The organism is Picosynechococcus sp. NKBG042902 (assembly GCF_963864045.1).
Taxonomy (GTDB): Bacteria; Cyanobacteriota; Cyanobacteriia; order Cyanobacteriales; family MRBY01; genus MRBY01.
Genome location: NZ_CAWLTV010000066.1, coordinates 89,068 through 107,018, shown reverse-complemented (window position 1 = coordinate 107,018; position 17,951 = coordinate 89,068). Strand labels below are relative to the sequence as shown.

Below are 17,951 nucleotides of genomic sequence, written 5' to 3'. Positions count from 1 at the left end.
TTAAATAAAAATTCAAGATATGTTTCGATGCTCAAAAATAGTAAACAAATATTACATAAGCAAGAGGGGTATTGATGACCTTCGTTTAGTAGTCTGAATCTAGTCTACCTCTAACTTCTTGGGATAAATTGAAGTCTCAATTTTGAAAGCTTGGTGATGCATCTTTTTTCTAACACAATTAATTTAACAGGCAAAGGTTGTCTAAAATTATCAAAAAAAGAAGAAGGTAAAATTTTCTACTTCGGAAAGCCGTCGTGGAGTTTGGGAAAGCAGCAAAAGTTGCTTTTTATGTTCTGGCTCCCTTCAGGCCATTTTTAGGGCTTGCCCACTGGTCAAATTGAATTTTTAAAAACTCTGGGGCGGCTCAGGGCGATCGCCATAGACTTTTCGCAGAATTACACTAAAATAATGTGTTAGGGAGGAATATGATCGCACACTAATCAAACAAGCTTTAGTTTGAAGCCTTGATTTACTATTCGCCGAAAGTATCTTGAAGAGTCTATGGCCGGTGCCAAAATTTTAGTTGTTGATGATGATCCAGCAATTCGCACACTAATTGTTCGATTTCTCGGGCAGAAAGGTTATGCAGTGGCAGCAGCGACGGATGGACAATCCGCTAAAGAAACATTTCAATCCTTTAGTCCTGACCTGGTAATCCTCGACATTAATCTGCCAGATACCCTCGGCTATGCCCTTTGTGAGCAAATGCAGGAGTCGAAGGATACTTACGTGTTGATTCTGACCAGTCGCACCGATGCGACCGATAAAGTACGAGGCTTTACCCAAGGGGCAGATGATTACCTGACTAAACCCTTTGACATTATTGAGCTTGAACATCGTGTCCATGCGATCCTCCGCCGTCAGCGATCGCCCGTTGCCCCCCCAGCCCAAGACCAAAGCCTAGATTTTGCCGATTTAAACATTGACCCGATGCGCCATGTGGTCGCTGTCAAGGGAGAACCCGTCAACCTAACGGCCCTAGAATTCAACCTGCTCCACTTCCTCGCGAAAAATGCGAACAAAGTTTGGCGGCGCTCAGAACTGATTCAAGCAGTGTGGGGCTACGATTACCTAGGCGATCAACGGGTCGTAGATGTCCATATCGGACAAATTCGTCGCAAACTTGACAACCTCATGCAGCAAGAAAACCCCATCAAAACTGTGCGGGGTGTGGGCTATATGTTTGAAACAACATTAAACTCCTTTAGCGAAACCCGCTGATCAGTGCCCAGTCTGTAGCGTCATCTGACAGGAAAAGACCCCCCAAAAGTGAGGGGCCGAAACCCTATCTTGGTCTTTTCTCTTCCCTCTGCTGCCTATAATTAAGGCTGGTCTATTTTTTTGCTTTGCCCATGAGTGAAACCTCGCAAACCATTCAACTCCCCAGCCTAGAAAGTGCGATCGCCCTCTCTGGCGTCAAGGAAGAAAACCTCAAATTTCTATCCCAGCACACCGGCACAACTGTGGTCTTACGGGGACAAGAGCTACTGGTGCGAGGTCGCGAAAAGGCCGTTAATCGTTGCATTAAAGCGCTCTATTTTCTGCAACCTTTTTGGGAAACAGCCCAACACATCTCCCAACCAGATCTCCTGACGGCCTTCCATGCCATCGATACCCATCAAGTCGAAGAATACCAAGACCTCCAAAAGCAGACCCTAGGAAAAACCAGGCGTGGCGAATATATCCGCGCCAAAACATTTCGACAGCGCCAATACATCCAACTCATTCAAAAACATGACATCACCTTTGGCATTGGGCCGGCGGGTACCGGGAAAACCTTTCTCGCTTCAGTCTTAGCCGTCCAAGCCCTGCTCCGGGATGAGGTTGAGCGTTTGATTCTAACCCGGCCAGCGGTGGAAGCTGGGGAAAAACTAGGCTTTCTGCCGGGGGACTTGCAACAAAAAGTTGATCCTTTCCTGCGTCCTTTATATGACGCCCTCTACCAATTTATCGATCCGCTGAAACTGCCTGAACTAATGGAGAAAGGGCGCATTGAAATCGCACCATTAGCCTATATGCGGGGACGCACCCTCAGCAATTCCTTTGTGATCGTCGATGAGGCCCAAAATACGACCCCAGCCCAGCTCAAAATGGTGCTGACACGGTTGGGTTTCGGTTCTAAGATGGTGATCACCGGGGACATCACCCAAACGGATTTGCCGAGTCATCAGTCTTCGGGATTGATTATGGCGAGTAAGATTCTCCAGTCTGTAGAAGGGATTGGCTTTTGTTATCTGACAGATGCTGATGTTGTGCGTCACCCCCTCGTCCAGAGAATCGTTAGCGCCTATGATCGATTTGAGAGCCATGGTACGACCAGCCAAAAACGGCGGCCTTTGGGACAAACGAAAGGAGGGTAGCAAGGGGGCCATACCCTAATCACCTATTTTGTTATGACGACAATTCTAGTCATTGAAGATGATGATATTGTGCGGAAGCTAATCCGCAAAATCCTAACGCAGCAGCAATATGCAGTCCTAGAAGCCGCCGGGGGACATCAGGGTGTGCAGTTAGCCCTGGCGCACCAACCGGATTTGATTGTTTGTGATGTGATGATGCCGGGGATAGATGGTTATGGGGTCTTGCAAAAGCTCCAGGCCGAAGCGGCAACGGCGATGATTCCCTTTGTGTTTTTAACGGCCCGGGCGGAAAAACAGGACATTCGCCAGGGAATGCGTTTGGGAGCGGATGATTATTTAACAAAACCATTTACAAAAGAAGAATTATTGTCGGCGATCGCCATCCGTTTGAGTAAGTTATCTTCCCTGCAACAGCACTATAGCCACCCAGACTCTTCTTCTGCAAAGGCAGCGCCCCAGACAATGCCCCCCGACCTAAAGCATGATTGTGGCGATCGCTTTAGCCTCCAGGAAACTTTTGAGGCGATCGCCTTGACCCTCCGGAGGAATGAGACGACAGCGTTACCGCTATTTATCGTTGGTTTTGAACGATTTGACCGAATCTGTGATGACCTCGAACCCCAAGAAATAGATCATCTCAACCAGGCCATTATCAATCGTTTAAATCAGGTCATTCAAGGACGGGGACGCGTCATTTGTTTGGCGATGGGGGAATTTTGCCTCGTTTTAAATCGCGCCTATGTCCAGGCCGATACCGGGGCGATCGCCCAGAAAATCCTTGCTGCTTTCGAGCAATTTTTAACCACTGCCACCGAGGAGTTTTTCCTGTCCGTGAGCCTAGGGATTGCTGAGTATCCTCAGGATGCCGACAATCTCAGGGATTTGGTCGCCCAGGCCCAGGCCGCCCAGCGCCAGGCCCAAAATTTAGGGGAGCCGCGCTATCAATTTGCCAACGCAATGACGCCGCAAAGTTACCCCAAGGGCCTTGATCTAGCCGATGATCTGCGGGACGCCTATCACCAGCATCAGTTAACGGTTCATTATCAGCCCCAATGCCAACTGCCAGGAAAAGAGATGGTGGGGGCGGAGGCCCTGCTGCGGTGGGAACATCCCCTGAGGGCTTCTATTCTGACTGAGGAAATTTTGGCGATCGCCAAACCCATCGGTTTACTCGAACTTCTCGATCAATTTGTGCTGACCCAAGCCTGTCGTCAGCTCCGCCGCTGGGCAAACCAAGACCATCAAACGTTCCAAATGGCGGTCAACCTCTCGGCGACTCAATTTAATCAACCCCACTTCCACCAAGATCTGAGCCACTTACTGATTGAAAATGGCTTAAACCCAGCAAACCTCGTGTTAGAACTCACGGAGTCAACCCTCTTAGACAATGCCCCGTTAACCATTCGCCGCCTCAAGGCGATTAAAACCCTCGGTGTCAAAATTGTTCTGGATGATTTTGGTCTGGGTTATAGCTCTTTGGCTTACCTCAAAAAATTTCCCTTTGATTTCCTCAAACTAGACCCCAGCTTAATCCGCAACATCCACCAAAAATCGGCACAACAGACAGTAGTGCGATCGCTAATTAACACGGCCCACCAACAGAAACGCTTAGTGATTGCGGAGGGGGTTGAAAACGAGACAGAATTAGAGTGTTTGCAGCAACTCAACTGCGATCGCGCCCAGGGTTTTTTATTGGGCTATCCGATGAGCGCCCCAGAACTAGAACAGCTACTCTTGTCCAAGACAATATTTCCCCATGATTCGGTAATCTTTGATGCCCCTGACCCCTAACACCATGGCCCCAGTGAATTCAGTGAATTCTGACCCAAGGCGATCGCCGCCAATCTCCCTGCCGGATAGCCCCTTAAAAATCGGTAACGTTGCCCTCCAGAGCCGTGTCCTCCAAGCGCCCCTATCGGGGGTCACGGATCTAGTATTTCGTCGCCTGGTACGTCGCTACGCCCCCAGTTCAATGATGTACACCGAAATGGTGCGCGCCCAGGAAGTCCACCACCTCCAGACCTTACCGAGGCTCATGGAGATTGACCCAGGGGAGCAGCCGATCAGCATTCAACTGTTTGACTGTCGCCCTGATTTTATGGGGGAAGCAGCGAAAAAAGCTGTGGCCGAGGGCGCCCAAACCATCGACATCAACATGGGTTGTCCGGTGAATAAAATTACCCGCAAGGGAGGCGGTAGTTCTCTCCTGCGGCAACCAGAGGTGGCGGTGGCGATCGTTAAAGCAGTGGTGGAAGCCGTCGATGTGCCTGTGACCGTTAAAACCCGCATTGGTTGGGCGGATGCCGAAATCGTGATTGTTGACTTTGCCCGCCGGTTAGAAGATGCCGGAGCGCAAATGCTGACGGTGCACGGTCGCACCCGGGCCCAGGGTTACACCGGGAAAGCCCAGTGGCAGTGGATTAAAAAAGTCAAAGAAGTCCTCTCGATTCCGGTAATTGCCAACGGCGATATTTTTTCCGTGGATGCGGCGATCGCCTGCCTGGAAGAAACCGGGGCCGATGGGGTGATGTGTTCCCGGGGCACCTTGGGTTATCCGTTTTTAGTCGGCGAAATTGACCATTTCCTCAAAACGGGACAACGGCGGCCCCAACCAACCGTGGTGGAATTGCTCCAGTGCGCCAAGGAACATTTGGACGGGCTCTGGGCCTACAAAGGACAAAAGGGCATTTACCAATCCCGCAAGCACCTGACCTGGTATTGCCGCGATTTTCCGGGGGCCGCAGATTTTCGCGATCGCCTTAACAAAATCAACACCGTCGCCGAAGGTCAGGCCCTCCTCGATGAAGCCATTGAGCAGGTACAAAACCAAGCCAGTATTCCCGCCGTCAAAACACCCCAATTGGCGGTGATTTAACCCCTCTTGAGCTTACGGAACACCTCGTACATTTCCGGTAAACGCTTGTAGATGGCCGAAACTTTCCGGTAAACCGCATTTGGGACTGCCGGACTACCAGAAACGATTTCCCCAGGGGCGACCCGATTATTAATCCCGGTTTGGGCCGTGGCGATCGCCCCATCACCGATCACTGCTTGGTTCGCAACGCCCACCTGACCCCCAAGGAGCACATTATTCCCGACGGTCACTCCTCCCGCTAGACCCACCTGGGCCGCGAGGGCACAGTTCGCGCCGATGGTTCCCCCATGGGCCACATGGACGAGATTATCCAGTTTGGTTTGGGTTTTAATGCGCGTTTCCCCGACGGCGGGCCGATCCACCGCACTGTTGCAGCCAATTTCAACGCCATCTTCGAGGACAACAATCCCCGACTGTTCCATCTTGAACCAGCCCTGGGCCGTGGGCACAAAGCCGAATCCTTCTGCCCCAATCACTGCGCCGCTGTGGATCACACAATGATTGCCAATCTTGGCCCGCTCGTGGATTGTGCAATTGGCATGGAGTAAGGTATCCGCACCAATTTCCACATCGGGATACACGACCGCATTGGCCATAATGCAAGTGCGATCGCCGATTTTTACCCCCGGATAAAGCACCACATGGGCCCCCACCGAGACATCTTCACCCAACTGCACCGACGGATCAATAACAGCGGTGGGATGAATCCCCGGTGCTGGACGAAACGGTTGATAAAAGACCTTGATCGCCGCCGCGAACAATAAACGCGGTTCCTTGGTACTAAGCCAAGCCAAACCGCGAGCCGTCGCCCGTTGTTGCAAATCTTCATCCGCTGGCAAGATTAACGCCGAAGCTGCCGTTGTATCGACCCTTGCGGCAAATTTCCCCCCTTCGATGTAGCTGATTTCCTGGGACTTTGCGGCATCAATAGCGGCGACCCCCGTAATCTCCGGGTCACTTCCGAGGGAATGATCGATAATGAGATCAGACTTTAAAACTTGAATTAATTCAGAAACGTTCATCGAATTTAGCTATAGAAAATGACGATTAATCTAAACAAGGGCCAAGGCATTTCCCTCAAGAAAGCTGCACCAAGCCTCACCGCCGCTTTTATTGGTTTAGGTTGGGATATAAAGCAACAGGGCACAGGGGCAGACTTTGACCTTGATGCTTCCATTTTTATGCTAGGGAATAATGGCAAGCTCATTTCAGACCAGCACTTCATTTTTTACAATAACTTGACGAGTCCCGATCCTGAACAAGCCGTCAAATTAATGGGGGATAATCGCACGGGGGCTGGTGAAGGTGACGATGAAGTGATGATCATTGATTTTCGGAAAGTGCCGGAAAATGTCGCCACAATTGTGGTTGCGATTTCGATCTATGACGGGGAAGCGCGTCGCCAGAACTTTGGCCAAGTGCAAAATGCCTATGTCCGGTTAGTGAACGTGGAAACGAAAGCGGAGGTACTGCGTTATTCCCTCCAGGAGCATTTTTCCACTGAGACGGCTCTGATTATGGCAGAGGTCGTTAATGAAGGGGGCGAATGGCGTCTCAACGCAGTTGGTGATGGTTACCAAGGGGGCTTACAAACGCTGCTCGACCGTTATCAATAGGGTTTTGGCTTGCTGGTTGAGGAATTTGGGGAAGTTCCCAGCCAGTAGAACAGAGGGCGATCGCATATTTTTTAAAACATCGCCTCAAAACCCTTCCCCAATTTTTGATGCTGATGCCTTGCGGAGGACGGGCAATGGGTAATTTTTCAAAATTTTGGCGCACGTTGGCGATCGCCACGGGGATTTTAGCGATTCCCCTGGTCGCTCAGGCAGAACTGGTACAGGTGGTAGCCAGTCGCAGCTACGACGAAGACTACGGCCAGTACATGGAAAAAGAGCTATACGTTAACCCCACAACCATCAGACGGCAGGGGCCGTTTGCTTGGTGGGAAGTAGAAGCGGTCAACCGAGATAGCACCTCGAAGGAATTGCGCTACCATGCCCGGGCCTATTATTCTGGGGACTGCTCCCGGCGGGTCACCCGTCTACGGGAAATTTCGGTATTTATCCTCAACGGCGAAAACACTGATTTTTACAAAAACTACGGCGATCAAGGGGAAGTGAATACGGTTTCCCCCGGTTCGACGGGAGCTAGCCTCCTAGACTTTGTCTGTGGCAATGGTCGCACCGATACGGCGGCGGCCCCTCGCCTTGACGAATAGAAAACATTTCGACACGATATTCTAATGATTATTTAGCATTCATTTCGTTCTAGGAAGCTGCCCATCGATACTATTCACGGTAATCTCAAAGGTCTTAAAAGTAGTCAACTCAAGCAGTTGCAACGACTGTATCAACAGGCTGTGCCTGGCGATCGCCTCACGACTCCAGAATTAGCCCAACGGATCGCGGCCCTAAGCACAGAGCTAAACCAAGCGGTTTGTGTTTATCTCAATCGCCGGGGCAAGGTGATCCGAGTGGGAGTTGGTTCGCCCCGACAAACCCAAATTCCCCCTTTAGAATTGCCCCGTTATGGTGCCGAGCGTTTATCGGGTATCCGCTGCTTGACCGCCAGCCCGAAGGATGAACCGCCCAAGGAATCGAGCTTAACGGCGATGGTACTGCAACGATTAGACGCCCTCGTGAGCTTTACGTTAACGGGGACGGGGACGACCAAACGGGGTCGAGGGGCCGCTGGCTATGTGAAAAATGTCTATGTGGCTCACCTCTTGCCCCAGACCCATCCGAGCCATGCCTATTGGCTTGTTTCTGAGTCCCAAGCCCTAGAAGAGGTTTCCCAACAGGATTTTCTGGATTTCGTTGAAGGACTAGAGGCGGAGTTTCGCCGGGAATTTACCGCCCAACAAGTCGATCAAAGCCATGACCGGGTGATTCTTGTGGGTCTACAAACATCAGATATTGGTGATCGCCCTTTCCAGGATCGTTTGACGGAACTGGCCCGCTTGGTGGATACCGCCGGGGGGGAAGTGCTGCTCACCCTGGAACAAAAACGCAGTACGCCCCATCCCCAAACCGTTGTCGGCACCGGGAAAGTAGAAGAAATTGCCCTCCAGGTACAAACCCTCGGCGCGAATCTTGTGGTCTTTGACCGGGATCTGTCCCCCGCCCAGGGCCGCAACCTCGAACGACAACTGGGGGTAAAAGTTTGCGATCGCACGGAAGTAATCCTCGATATTTTTGCCCAGCGGGCCCAGTCTCGCGCCGGAAAACTCCAGGTGGAATTGGCGCAATTGGAATATTTGTTGCCGCGCCTCGTGGGTCGGGGTCAAGCCATGTCCCGTTTGGGGGGTGGTATTGGCACCCGTGGCCCTGGAGAAACGAAATTAGAAACAGAGCGGCGCACGATCCAAAGTCGCCTCAGTCGCTTGCAAAAGGAAGTCGATCAACTCCAAGCCCACCGTTCCCGGATGCGCAGTCAGCGGCAACGGCAGGATGTGCCCACCTTTGCGATCGTCGGTTATACCAATGCGGGTAAATCAACCTTGATTAATGCCCTCACCAATGCTGAAGTGTATGCGGCGGATCAACTATTTGCGACCCTCGATCCCACGACTCGGCGCTTGACCCTCACCGATGAAGCCTTTCAAACCCAGACAATCCTACTAACGGATACCGTTGGTTTTATCCATGAGTTGCCTCCGGCCTTGGTGGATGCGTTTCGGGCGACCCTCGAAGAAGTCACCGAAGCCGACGCGTTGATCCATGTGGTGGATCTGTCCCATCCTGCCTGGCTACATCAGTTAGAATCCGTCGAAAAAATCCTGGGGGAAATGCCGATTATGCCAGCCCAAGCCCTGTTGGTTTTTAATAAGCTGGATCAAGTTTCTAGTGAAGCGCTCCAGGAGGCGAAGTTGCGCCATCCACACGCTGTTTATATTTCTGCCAGTGATCGCCTGGGTTTTGAAACCCTGCGGCAACGGCTTGCTCAAATGTTGGTATTATGACAACAATGTCGAAATTACATAGTCATTCAGTTGATGATGGTATTGGTAATTCTTGGGGTTGCCTGAGCAAATTCTCACGATATTTTGAGGCTTTTCTCGTAAATACGAAGTATGCAGGTCTTTTGTAATACTAAGGAGATTGTTTCATGAGTTTTCTCATGCAATTGTTTGGGGCCTTGGCTCTGTTTTCTCTGGGTGGTTCGCTCTGGATGAAGTCTTTTCAGCGAAAGGTGTCGCTGGCTCTGCTGGTCATCTCTGTGATTGGGTTGGCGATCAGTACGCGCTCTCATCTTGCTTTCATTGGTGCGATTGACACTCGCTCGCCTCAAGAGATCGCGGCCGATAACAAGGCTGTCTCGAATCCGATTAATATCGGGCCTTCAGATCGAGCGACGGCTGATCCGTCAGTTGGTCAGGTTCCCCAGCAGGCCGAAGCTCCTACTGGAACACCGACAAAAACCTACGAGTTCATTCCTGGACAACCTCTGGAGGTGACTCTAGAGCCAAGACAGACTATTTCTGCCGAAGGTGAAGTTAGTATCACCTATGCCAATAGTAAGTCCAATATGATTGACATTAGTAACGGATCACAGACTTACGAAGGGGCTCCTAAAGCTCCAGTTATGCCAAATGATTCTTACCAAGCGTTTTGCCAGAATCTTCCGGTTGGTGTAGTGACCTTGATAGATAATTCTGGGACCTGTAGACAATTACCTTTCACAAGTGAGTCTGTAACCTCAGGAACAGTAGTACTGAATGTACTACCTTCAGAGCAAACTCTATATAACGGACAAGTTGTTGTAAACATTCATTGATATCGGATTGTTGTCCAATTCACATAAGGAGAATTCTATTTAAATTCTCCTTTTTAACTTACTAAAGCGGAAATGACATAATCAGTAATCAGGAAGGCTCCCACAATAATAATCAACCCTACAATAGCATTGGTAATTCCTTGGGTAGCTTGGGCTATCTCTCCTAGATTAGAGCTGATCATATAGCGAAAGCCAGAGATTACGAGCACCACTACCGTAATAGCAGCCAGAATCCCCAGAGCAGCGTTAATCACATCGGAGATCAACTCAGGAATAGAACTGGCACTAATCGGGTTTTGGAAGCTAATGGTCTGGGGACTGGGCGACCTCGAACTCCCTGAGTTACCAGAGCTATTCCGGTAGTGTCACAAAAGTAGTGATAGGATACCTAAAAAAAGCGATGGTTTCTTAGGTTGTATCTATGATTTGGGCTTTTCTGCTTGCCGGGATTGTTTTTCTCGTTGCCACAAACTTGCATATTGTTCCTGATCGCGAAGTATGGGTAATGGAGCGTCTTGGGAAACGCCGTTTTGCATCGGGGGGGCTTGATTTCCAACTGCCCTTGGGTTTAGAAAAAAAAGTTTGTATTATTCCGGTTCAACCCAGCCTCACCAATGTTTTCGGACAACGGATCAATATCCCCGATGGCACCATTCAAGAATTTTATGCCTCAATTGAATACAAAGTTGCCAATTCTCAACGTCTTTATGATTGTGTCCGAACGAATGACCAATCCCAAACCTTAGAACTGGAACAATATATCCAGACTTGGTTCCTTGCGGCTGCCCGCGATGTTCTCAAGCGTCTCCCCATTGAATCAATTTGTGAAAACGAAGAAGACGGTAGCTTGGCCCTAGAATTGCGTCTGAAAATCGAAGCCGATTTCGAGGCGAAAGGTTTAACCCTGGTTGGCCTTGAACCTATTCGTGTCACAAGTATCCTTCTTGATGAAGTCGCCGAGAATGCTCGCCGCCTACGTTACGTCGAATTGAAAAAAGTGGCAGCTAAATCTATCTATGCCAAAGGTGAAAGCCAAGCCATCCGAACCCTCATGGTTGAATTGGATATTCCGCAAATGCAAGCTCAACGTCTTTATCTACAACTGCAAACCTTAGCAACCCTCGAAGGTACAGATATGTCTGGGGTGATCATTTCAGATATGCTGTCCGCAAAACTCCTCGAAATTGGTAAACGTGGCTAAAATATTAGGCGCAAAAAATACGAGATCCCTTGATTTCTGACGCCCAGAAGCATCCGACAACGGCTCACCCAGATGCTAAAACAATTGTAAAGGGGCAAATTTTCGCGGGATTGTAAACCAATTGTCAAAAAACTGCGAAATTCTCCCTTAGCGTAGAACACAACTCGTTAAGCTTGAGATATGTCTACTAGATTCCGAGGAGGTTAAACGTGAATGCATCAGAACGGGCCTTAGGCGTTGAGCTGGCGACGAAAATTGCCTCGGTGGTGAATTTATTCCGGGCCGAATTCCCCGATGCAAGGGCCGACCTCAAACCCTGGCGCAATGACCCCGAAACCCGTGAATGGATGGACCCAGATTCCATTGACATTGGCTTTCACCTGCCGGGCTGGAGTCCCCGTTTCCAAAGTCGGAGTATGCTGGTGCAAATTCGCTTTTTTACAGACCCCCTGGATCAAGTGCAAACCTTTATCGGCATTGAAACGGCAGGTTTTAATCACCAGGGGGAAGCTTGGCGGCTCTCAACCATTGCCCAGTGGCAACTGGTCGGCGACTATCAACCCGCTAAAGATGTCTGCGATCGCCTCCAACGATTTTCCCAAAAAGCCTTTGAATTGTTCGCTTCAGGGAATTCTGATGCTGTCACCTAAGAAATCATTTATAAAATTAATAAATCCCTAGATCGGCCCCCTAAATCCCCCAAATTGGGGGACTTTGGCCCACTGATTTGCCTGAAAATCTCCCCCAAACTGGGGGCCGGGGGGCTTGATAAACGGTCACCTAGGAAGTCGGGGTACACTGTCTTGTTTCTAGCCACTGTTGCAGAATAATTTGGGCTGCTCGCTGATCGACGAGGCCCTTTTGTTGACGGTCATATTGCTTTTCAGCCTTGAGTTGGTTTTCGGCTTCGACGGAAGTTAAGCGTTCGTCCACATACTCGATGGGGAGTCCAAAGGCTTCTGCCAATTTGCGGGCAAATTTTTGGGTTTGTTTCGCCTGTTTCCCTAGGCTGCCGTCCATGGCATAGGGCAGACCCACCACCAAAACTTGAATGTGGCGCTGTTCGATCCAATGGGCGATCGCCGCTAAATCTGCCTCTAAAGTGGTGCGTTGAATGGTGGTCAAAGCCGTCGCCAACAGCCCCAGACCATCACAGCCAGCCACCCCAATACGTTTACGGCCAATATCCAGGCCCAATGCTGCCACTGGTTTCATCTGCTGTGCCTAATTTTCCGGGAAGAAATCCCGCTGCGGTGATTCCTTTGGCAATTTTAGGCTGGGATGATTTTTAAACCAATGGATGCGGCTGGGGATTGGCGATCGCATCGGCTGCAAACCCTGGAGGACTCCTGATAATTGCAACGCTTCGAGGGGCTGGGATTCCCGCACTTTGTGCCACACCGAGCGAGACATGAGGAGTGTATGCTCCCTGGGGGTTGCGCCCACCGTTTCAAAAAATTCTTCCCGTTCCGGCTGGTAATCCGTAGAGGTAGTCAAAAGCGGTTGTTCTGGTCGGATCTGGGCGATCTGGGCCATTTTGATCATCAATTCCGGATAGAGCCAGGTGTAGGCCGGGTGTACCGTGAGGCGGCCATGGTGGGGTTTGTGGTCTTGGTGGGCTAATTGCACAGCGAAATAACCGATGGCGGCTTTCCGTTGGGGCTCGAAAACGTATCCTTCGACCACATCCACGTGCTGCGTCCAATTTTTAACGCGGCAGATTAAATTGCTGAGGGGCGCACTCTTAAAGTCTTGAACGTGGCGATCAAAGACCTGCCTGAGCATTGGCGGCATGGAAGCGGTATCGAGTTGGTAGAGCAAGCGAGCATCAGCATTACCCACGGGCATCAAATTGGGTAGGGCGGGTTCCTGGAGGGCCAATTCACTGAGAATTTCCGGGGCGATCGCCCAGTAGGTCAGTTTTGCGAGGGGCTGGAACCCATTTTGACGGTAAAGGCTGAGGGTCTGTTGGGCGTTAACATTCACCTCTAAGACCCAGTTGCGGGCTTCCACGACATGGTCAAAGCAATAACGGAGCAGGGCTGAACCTGGGTCTCTGGCGGAGCCGTGGTATTGCAATTTGGGAAAATGGGGATCAATGATTACCTGTTCAACGCGCCAGGTGCTTTGGGAGGAATTGAAGGGGGAAATCTTCACAAAGCCCACAAGCTGGCCATCGACTTCAATCACATAGCCGTGGAAACTGTACTGATTAGGATTTGGAAAGAAACTCAGTAACTTAACGAGGCCGTAAAAATTCTTGGTATTTTCGAGGTGATCCTCAAGGGGCATATCGAGGGGAGAAGGCCCATCTAGATCCGCTTCGCTGGCAAAATTGGCGATCGCCGTGAGATCTCGATACTGTACTGGCCGGATGGATACTTTGCCTTGTTTGCTCATTCCCGCTGTCATGGTCAGTATTGTCCCCAATTCAGTCCGCTGTTGCCCCTATCTTAACGGGTTTATGGGTTGAATGCACCGACTCAGACCTAGCTTCAGCTTGCCCCCTGGAAATCTTGATAGCGCCGCACAATCACAAGGCGATCGCCCACGACCGGATTCCGCGCCACGAAATTTCCGGCTAAATCTTCCACAACCATCTTTTTAAAATCGAGCAACTGGGCTAGGTCTAAAACCTCCATACCGAGGCGATCCTGAAGTCCTTCTCGCAAGAGATACCAAGCATCACCCACCGTAATCCGCAGGGTATTGGTGTCAAAATCCGCCTGGATCGTGCGCACAATGTTGTCCCCATAGGGTTGGGTAACTTCATCTAACTGGGCCTGGATTGCCGCGATCAGGCGCTGTTCTGGGGTCAGGGGTTTGGGGGGTTCTGCGCTGGCGGCTGGGGCTGGCTCTGAAACTTTGGGCGCTTGGGTTGGTGTTTCCGGTTGGGGGGTCTCTGGGGCTACTTCCTCGGTGGGTTCAGTGGAGGGTGTTTGGGCAATATCTTCGCTGAGTTGGGGCGTTTGGGTCGTGAATTTCCAGAGAAAAATAAAGGCGATCGCCGCCGTTGCGGCACCCAGCCAAAGTTTCTGTTGTTGCCACCAGGGCTTGCGTCGGGGACGTTGGGGAACCGGTTCAACACGCCGGGGTTTAACCTTGGGCACTGGGGCGGTCGGTACTTCAACCCCAGGAGTATTCGCAGGCACTTCCACCACAGGATTAATCGCCGCTTCCGGTTGCTGCTGTAGTTGCCGAATCAAATTTTCTGTGTCGGTGCTCAGGGTATCGAGGGCCGCCGTTGGAATTTGGCTAGTCCCTGTTTCCAGGTCGGCGACCACCTGTTGCAATTGGGCTAGGGTTTGTTTGAGACGGCTCAGGGAAGCTCGGGGATCAGCTTGGCTCATGGGTTACGCCCAAAAATTACAAAACATCACACAGCAGCAGAAAATCTGCGTCCCCATTTTAGGCGATCGCCTTCCCCCGTTGATTGTTTTGCCAAAAGCTGGTTCTTGCTCGTTTCACTGGTGAAGATTTCTTCAGATCCCCAAGAATCTTTCCTGGGGGGTTGCCATTTTTCTTGAGGGGGTTTATGCTAGTAAAAGCGCCGCGGGATAGAGCAGTCTGGTAGCTCGTCGGGCTCATAACCCGAAGGTCGGTGGTTCAAATCCGCCTCCCGCCACCAAATCGAATCAGAAAGCAATGCCTCACCTCCAGGTGGGGTTTTGTTGTTTTAGGCAGTATTGAGCATTCTAATTTTAAAGATTGTCTCTTGTTAGCGAACCATTGCCGTCAAACCGAGAACTCCACAATACAATGCCAAAGTAAGAGAGGCAGCGGGACAACCAGAGAACTTCTTTGATCGCGACATCGCCCAGGGAATTTTTTGGCTGAGTCCGCCGCGTATTTTGATATTGCGGTACAGCGGAGATTTTTTATGCGTGCAGTTTTAATGGCAGGTGGTGCTGGGACAAGGTTGCGTCCCCTGACTTGTGATTTACCGAAGCCGATGGTGCCAGTGCTCAATCGCCCCATTGCCGAGCATATTATTAATCTACTCAAACGCCACCGCATTACCGAAGTGATTGCCACGCTCCACTATGTGCCGGACATCATGCGGGACTATTTTCAGGATGGCCACGAGTTTGGTGTCAAAATGCATTATGCCGTAGAAGAAGAGCAACCTTTAGGGACGGCGGGCTGCGTCAAAAATGTCGAAGAACTGCTTACCGAAACCTTTGTGGTGATTAGTGGGGATAGCATTACGGATTTTGATCTCGCGGCGGCGATCGCCTTCCACCGTGAAAAAGGTTCCAAGGCGACCCTGGTTCTTACCCGTGTTCCCAATCCCGTTGAGTTTGGTGTCGTCATCACCGAAGAAAACGGACAAATTAGTCGCTTCCTCGAAAAACCCTCCACCAGTGAAATTTTTTCCGATACCGTCAACACAGGCACTTACATCCTTGAACCGGAGGTGCTGAAATATCTCCCGGAAAACGAAGAATGCGACTTCTCGAAGGATCTCTTTCCCCTGCTCCTCGACCGGGGAGAACCGATGTATGGCTACATTGCCGATGGCTACTGGTGTGATGTCGGACACCTTGATGCCTACCGTAAAGCCCAGTACGATGCCCTCGCCCGGAAAGTCCATGTGGAATATTCCTATGAAGAGCGATCGCCTGGGATTTGGATTGGCCACAATACCTTTATTGACGACAGTGCGACGATTTCCCCCCCGGCGATGATTGGTGATAACTGCCGCATTGGGGCTAGAGTTCACATTGAACCCGGTACGGTCATTGGCGATAACGTGACCGTCGGTGCTGATTCTGACCTCAAGCGTCCTATTCTCTGGAACGGCGTGGTCTTGGGCGATGAAGTGCAGTTGCGGGCCTGTACGGTGGTGCGGGGAAGCCGGGTTGATCGCCGCGCCCATATTTTAGAAGGGGCCGTGGTGGGGGCATTATCCACCGTGGAAGAAGAAGCCCACATTGGTACTGGCGTGCGGATCTGGCCCAATAAACGGATTGAGGCGGGGGCAATTGTGAATATCAACCTCATCTGGGGCAGCACGGCCCAGCGGAATCTGTTTGGTCAGCGGGGGGTTTCTGGCCTCGCCAATATTGATATCACCCCCGAATTTGCCGTCAAGCTGGGGGCGGCCTACGGTTCGACCTTAAAAATTGGCTCGATGGTGCTAGTTTCACGGGATCAGCGCAGTGTCTCGCGGATGGTGAGTCGTTCCTTGATTGCGGGGTTAATGTCGGCGGGGATTGGCGTGCAAAATCTCCAGGCCACAGCAATTCCCATCGCCCGGACCATGGCGAATATTCTAGATGTGGAAGGGGGAATTCATGTGCGGCTTCATCCGGAACGGTCGGATCATCTGCTAATTGAATTTCTCGACAGCCAAGGGATCAATATTTCTAAGGCGAAGGAAAAGAAAATCGAGGGGGTTTATTTTAAAGAGGATTTAAGACGGGTGGCGATCGCCGAAATTGGCGAAATGTCCTGTCCGGCGCAAATTATTGAGCAATATAGTCAGCGCTTTGAAGATCACCTCAATATTGGTGCCTTGATGAATAGTGGCTCAAAGGTGGTCATTGACTACGCCTATGCCGTATCTGGTGCTGTTTTGCCGACTATTTTGAATAAATTTAGCTGTGATGCCGTTGTCCTAAACGCTAGCCTTAAGCAAAATTCCCCTGTGGGCCAAGAGAAAGAATCCCTACTGTTGCAGTTGGGCCATGTGGTAGAAGCCCTACGCGCCAGCATGGGAGTACAGGTTGCCGCCAACGGAGAACAACTCACCCTCGTCGATGAATCGGGACTATCTATCTATGGGGAACGCCTCACGGCCTTGCTGACGAGCATTCTCTTCACGGCCAGTCCGCGCAGCTCCGTCGTGGTGCCCATCTATGCGTCGAGTGCCGTAGAACAAATTGCCCGCCGCCATGATGGCCATGTGATCCGCACCAAAGCTAACCCCACGGCTCTGATGGAAGCCTGCCGGAATAATCCCCATGTGGTGTTAGGGGGAAGTGGAGACATGGGTTTTATTTTCCCGGAGCTGCACCCTGGCTTTGATGCGATGTTTACGATCGCCAAATTAATTGAAATGTTGACCATCCAAGAGCGATCGCTCGGTCAAATTCGGGCAGAATTACCAATCGTTTTCCACAAGTCTTACACGATGCGTTGTCCCTGGCGGGTGAAGGGAGCTTTGATGCGGCACTTGGTCGAAATCCATGAGAGCGATCGCCTGGTGTTGATCGATGGCGTCAAAATTATTGATCCGGTTTCGGATAACTGGGTGCTGGTGCTGCCCGACGCTGGGGAACCATTAGTACATATTTACGTCAACAGTGAAAGTCGGGAATGGGTCGAAGAATCCTTGCGGGATTATCGCCACAAGGTGCAGAGCTTCATCGAACGGGAACAAAACGGCGATATGCCAGAATTTTAGGACGCGGTTTTACGACCATGGTCGGGACAAGGGGGCGCGGAGATTGTCCGGTCTAACCATCCTTGGGCCTGTTCTAGATGTTGCAGGGCGGCGGCGGGATTGTCATTCAACAAAAAAACCAGAGCCGCAGATAAATGTTGTTGGGCTTGGACTTTACGATTGCCTTTTAATCTGTGCCAATCATTGGGGGCGATCGCCAACTTTGCAGCGAGGGCTTGGGCCAGTTCTAGCGCATCAATGGCTGTTAAATCAGACGTTAAACTATGCATCACAATACCAATTTCTAGGATATTCAACAAAAAAGAAGGCCCTAGGGCCTCCCTCTAGTCT

General features: G+C 50.8%; 17 protein-coding genes and 1 tRNA gene. 12 read left to right on the top strand and 6 right to left on the bottom strand.

Going from position 1 to position 17,951, the window contains the following annotated elements; translation table 11 throughout:
* The first annotated feature begins 501 nt into the window (after positions 1-501).
* From AACR41_RS07025 to dusB, 4 genes are all read left to right on the top strand, one after another.
* Positions 502-1,221, top strand: coding sequence for a response regulator transcription factor (locus AACR41_RS07025; RefSeq protein WP_030007285.1), 720 nt, complete (start codon positions 502-504; stop codon positions 1,219-1,221).
* A gap of 131 nt (positions 1,222-1,352) precedes the next feature.
* Positions 1,353-2,360, top strand: coding sequence for a PhoH family protein (locus AACR41_RS07020; protein ID WP_012306566.1), 1,008 nt, complete (start codon positions 1,353-1,355; stop codon positions 2,358-2,360).
* Between the two features lie 33 nt (positions 2,361-2,393).
* On the top strand, positions 2,394-4,151 hold the full coding sequence (locus tag AACR41_RS07015) for an EAL domain-containing response regulator (protein WP_045442060.1): 1,758 nt from the start codon (positions 2,394-2,396) through the stop codon (positions 4,149-4,151).
* A complete protein-coding gene (dusB, locus tag AACR41_RS07010) occupies positions 4,135-5,235 on the top strand; it encodes a tRNA dihydrouridine synthase DusB (RefSeq protein WP_339367630.1) in 1,101 nt (366 codons plus the stop codon). The genes AACR41_RS07015 and dusB overlap by 17 nt, the downstream gene beginning before the upstream one ends.
* Here the strand turns inward: dusB and lpxD are convergent.
* Positions 5,232-6,257 carry a UDP-3-O-(3-hydroxymyristoyl)glucosamine N-acyltransferase gene (gene lpxD / locus AACR41_RS07005; protein ID WP_030007282.1) on the bottom strand — a complete coding sequence of 342 codons (1,026 nt, stop codon included), beginning with the start codon at positions 6,255-6,257 and terminating at the stop codon, positions 5,232-5,234. The genes dusB and lpxD overlap by 4 nt on opposite strands.
* Positions 6,258-6,275: 18 nt before the next feature.
* Here lpxD and AACR41_RS07000 point away from each other — a divergent pair, with 18 nt between their 5' ends.
* The 4 genes from AACR41_RS07000 (at position 6,276) to AACR41_RS06985 (ending at position 10,011) form a co-directional block, all read left to right on the top strand.
* Positions 6,276-6,851 (top strand): TerD family protein, encoded by a 576-nt coding sequence (locus AACR41_RS07000; RefSeq protein WP_012306570.1) that lies wholly within the window; start codon positions 6,276-6,278, stop codon positions 6,849-6,851.
* Between the two features lie 134 nt (positions 6,852-6,985).
* Positions 6,986-7,453 carry a surface-adhesin E family protein gene (locus tag AACR41_RS06995; RefSeq protein ID WP_030007281.1) on the top strand — a complete coding sequence of 156 codons (468 nt, stop codon included), beginning with the start codon at positions 6,986-6,988 and terminating at the stop codon, positions 7,451-7,453.
* 57 nt (positions 7,454-7,510) lie between these two features.
* Positions 7,511-9,196 (top strand): GTPase HflX, encoded by a 1,686-nt coding sequence (gene hflX, locus AACR41_RS06990; RefSeq protein ID WP_030007280.1) that lies wholly within the window; start codon positions 7,511-7,513, stop codon positions 9,194-9,196.
* 146 nt (positions 9,197-9,342) lie between these two features.
* Complete coding sequence (locus AACR41_RS06985; RefSeq protein ID WP_030007279.1) at positions 9,343-10,011, top strand: hypothetical protein; 669 nt, start codon at positions 9,343-9,345, stop codon at positions 10,009-10,011.
* A gap of 53 nt (positions 10,012-10,064) precedes the next feature.
* On the opposite strand, the gene AACR41_RS06980 is transcribed toward AACR41_RS06985, so the two are convergent.
* A complete protein-coding gene (locus tag AACR41_RS06980) occupies positions 10,065-10,286 on the bottom strand; it encodes a pilin (RefSeq protein WP_256378154.1) in 222 nt (73 codons plus the stop codon).
* A gap of 146 nt (positions 10,287-10,432) precedes the next feature.
* On the opposite strand from AACR41_RS06980, the gene AACR41_RS06975 reads away from it, so the two are divergent.
* Positions 10,433-11,212, top strand: coding sequence for an SPFH domain-containing protein (locus tag AACR41_RS06975; protein WP_030007277.1), 780 nt, complete (start codon positions 10,433-10,435; stop codon positions 11,210-11,212).
* A 209-nt stretch (positions 11,213-11,421) separates the two neighbouring features.
* Entirely contained in the window at positions 11,422-11,862 is a 441-nt protein-coding gene (locus AACR41_RS06970) for a hypothetical protein (RefSeq protein WP_012306573.1), read from the top strand.
* 130 nt (positions 11,863-11,992) lie between these two features.
* Here AACR41_RS06970 and ruvX read toward each other — a convergent pair whose 3' ends face one another.
* From ruvX to AACR41_RS06955, 3 genes are all read right to left on the bottom strand, one after another.
* Positions 11,993-12,427, bottom strand: a complete 435-nt coding sequence (gene ruvX, locus AACR41_RS06965; RefSeq protein ID WP_030007276.1) for a Holliday junction resolvase RuvX — start codon at positions 12,425-12,427, stop codon at positions 11,993-11,995.
* 9 nt (positions 12,428-12,436) lie between these two features.
* Positions 12,437-13,624 (bottom strand): GNAT family N-acetyltransferase, encoded by a 1,188-nt coding sequence (locus AACR41_RS06960; RefSeq protein ID WP_012306575.1) that lies wholly within the window; start codon positions 13,622-13,624, stop codon positions 12,437-12,439.
* An 83-nt stretch (positions 13,625-13,707) separates the two neighbouring features.
* Positions 13,708-14,562, bottom strand: coding sequence for a hypothetical protein (locus AACR41_RS06955; RefSeq protein ID WP_052349671.1), 855 nt, complete (start codon positions 14,560-14,562; stop codon positions 13,708-13,710).
* Between the two features lie 201 nt (positions 14,563-14,763).
* On the opposite strand from AACR41_RS06955, the gene AACR41_RS06950 reads away from it, so the two are divergent.
* Positions 14,764-14,840: transfer RNA gene (locus AACR41_RS06950), tRNA-Met, on the top strand.
* A gap of 252 nt (positions 14,841-15,092) precedes the next feature.
* Positions 15,093-17,621: a mannose-1-phosphate guanyltransferase gene (locus AACR41_RS06945; protein WP_012306577.1), complete on the top strand. Its 2,529-nt coding sequence runs from the start codon at positions 15,093-15,095 to the stop codon at positions 17,619-17,621.
* On the opposite strand, the gene AACR41_RS06940 is transcribed toward AACR41_RS06945, so the two are convergent.
* A complete protein-coding gene (locus AACR41_RS06940) occupies positions 17,618-17,890 on the bottom strand; it encodes a DUF6439 family protein (RefSeq protein WP_012306578.1) in 273 nt (90 codons plus the stop codon). The genes AACR41_RS06945 and AACR41_RS06940 overlap by 4 nt on opposite strands.
* Positions 17,891-17,951: the final 61 nt, after the last annotated feature.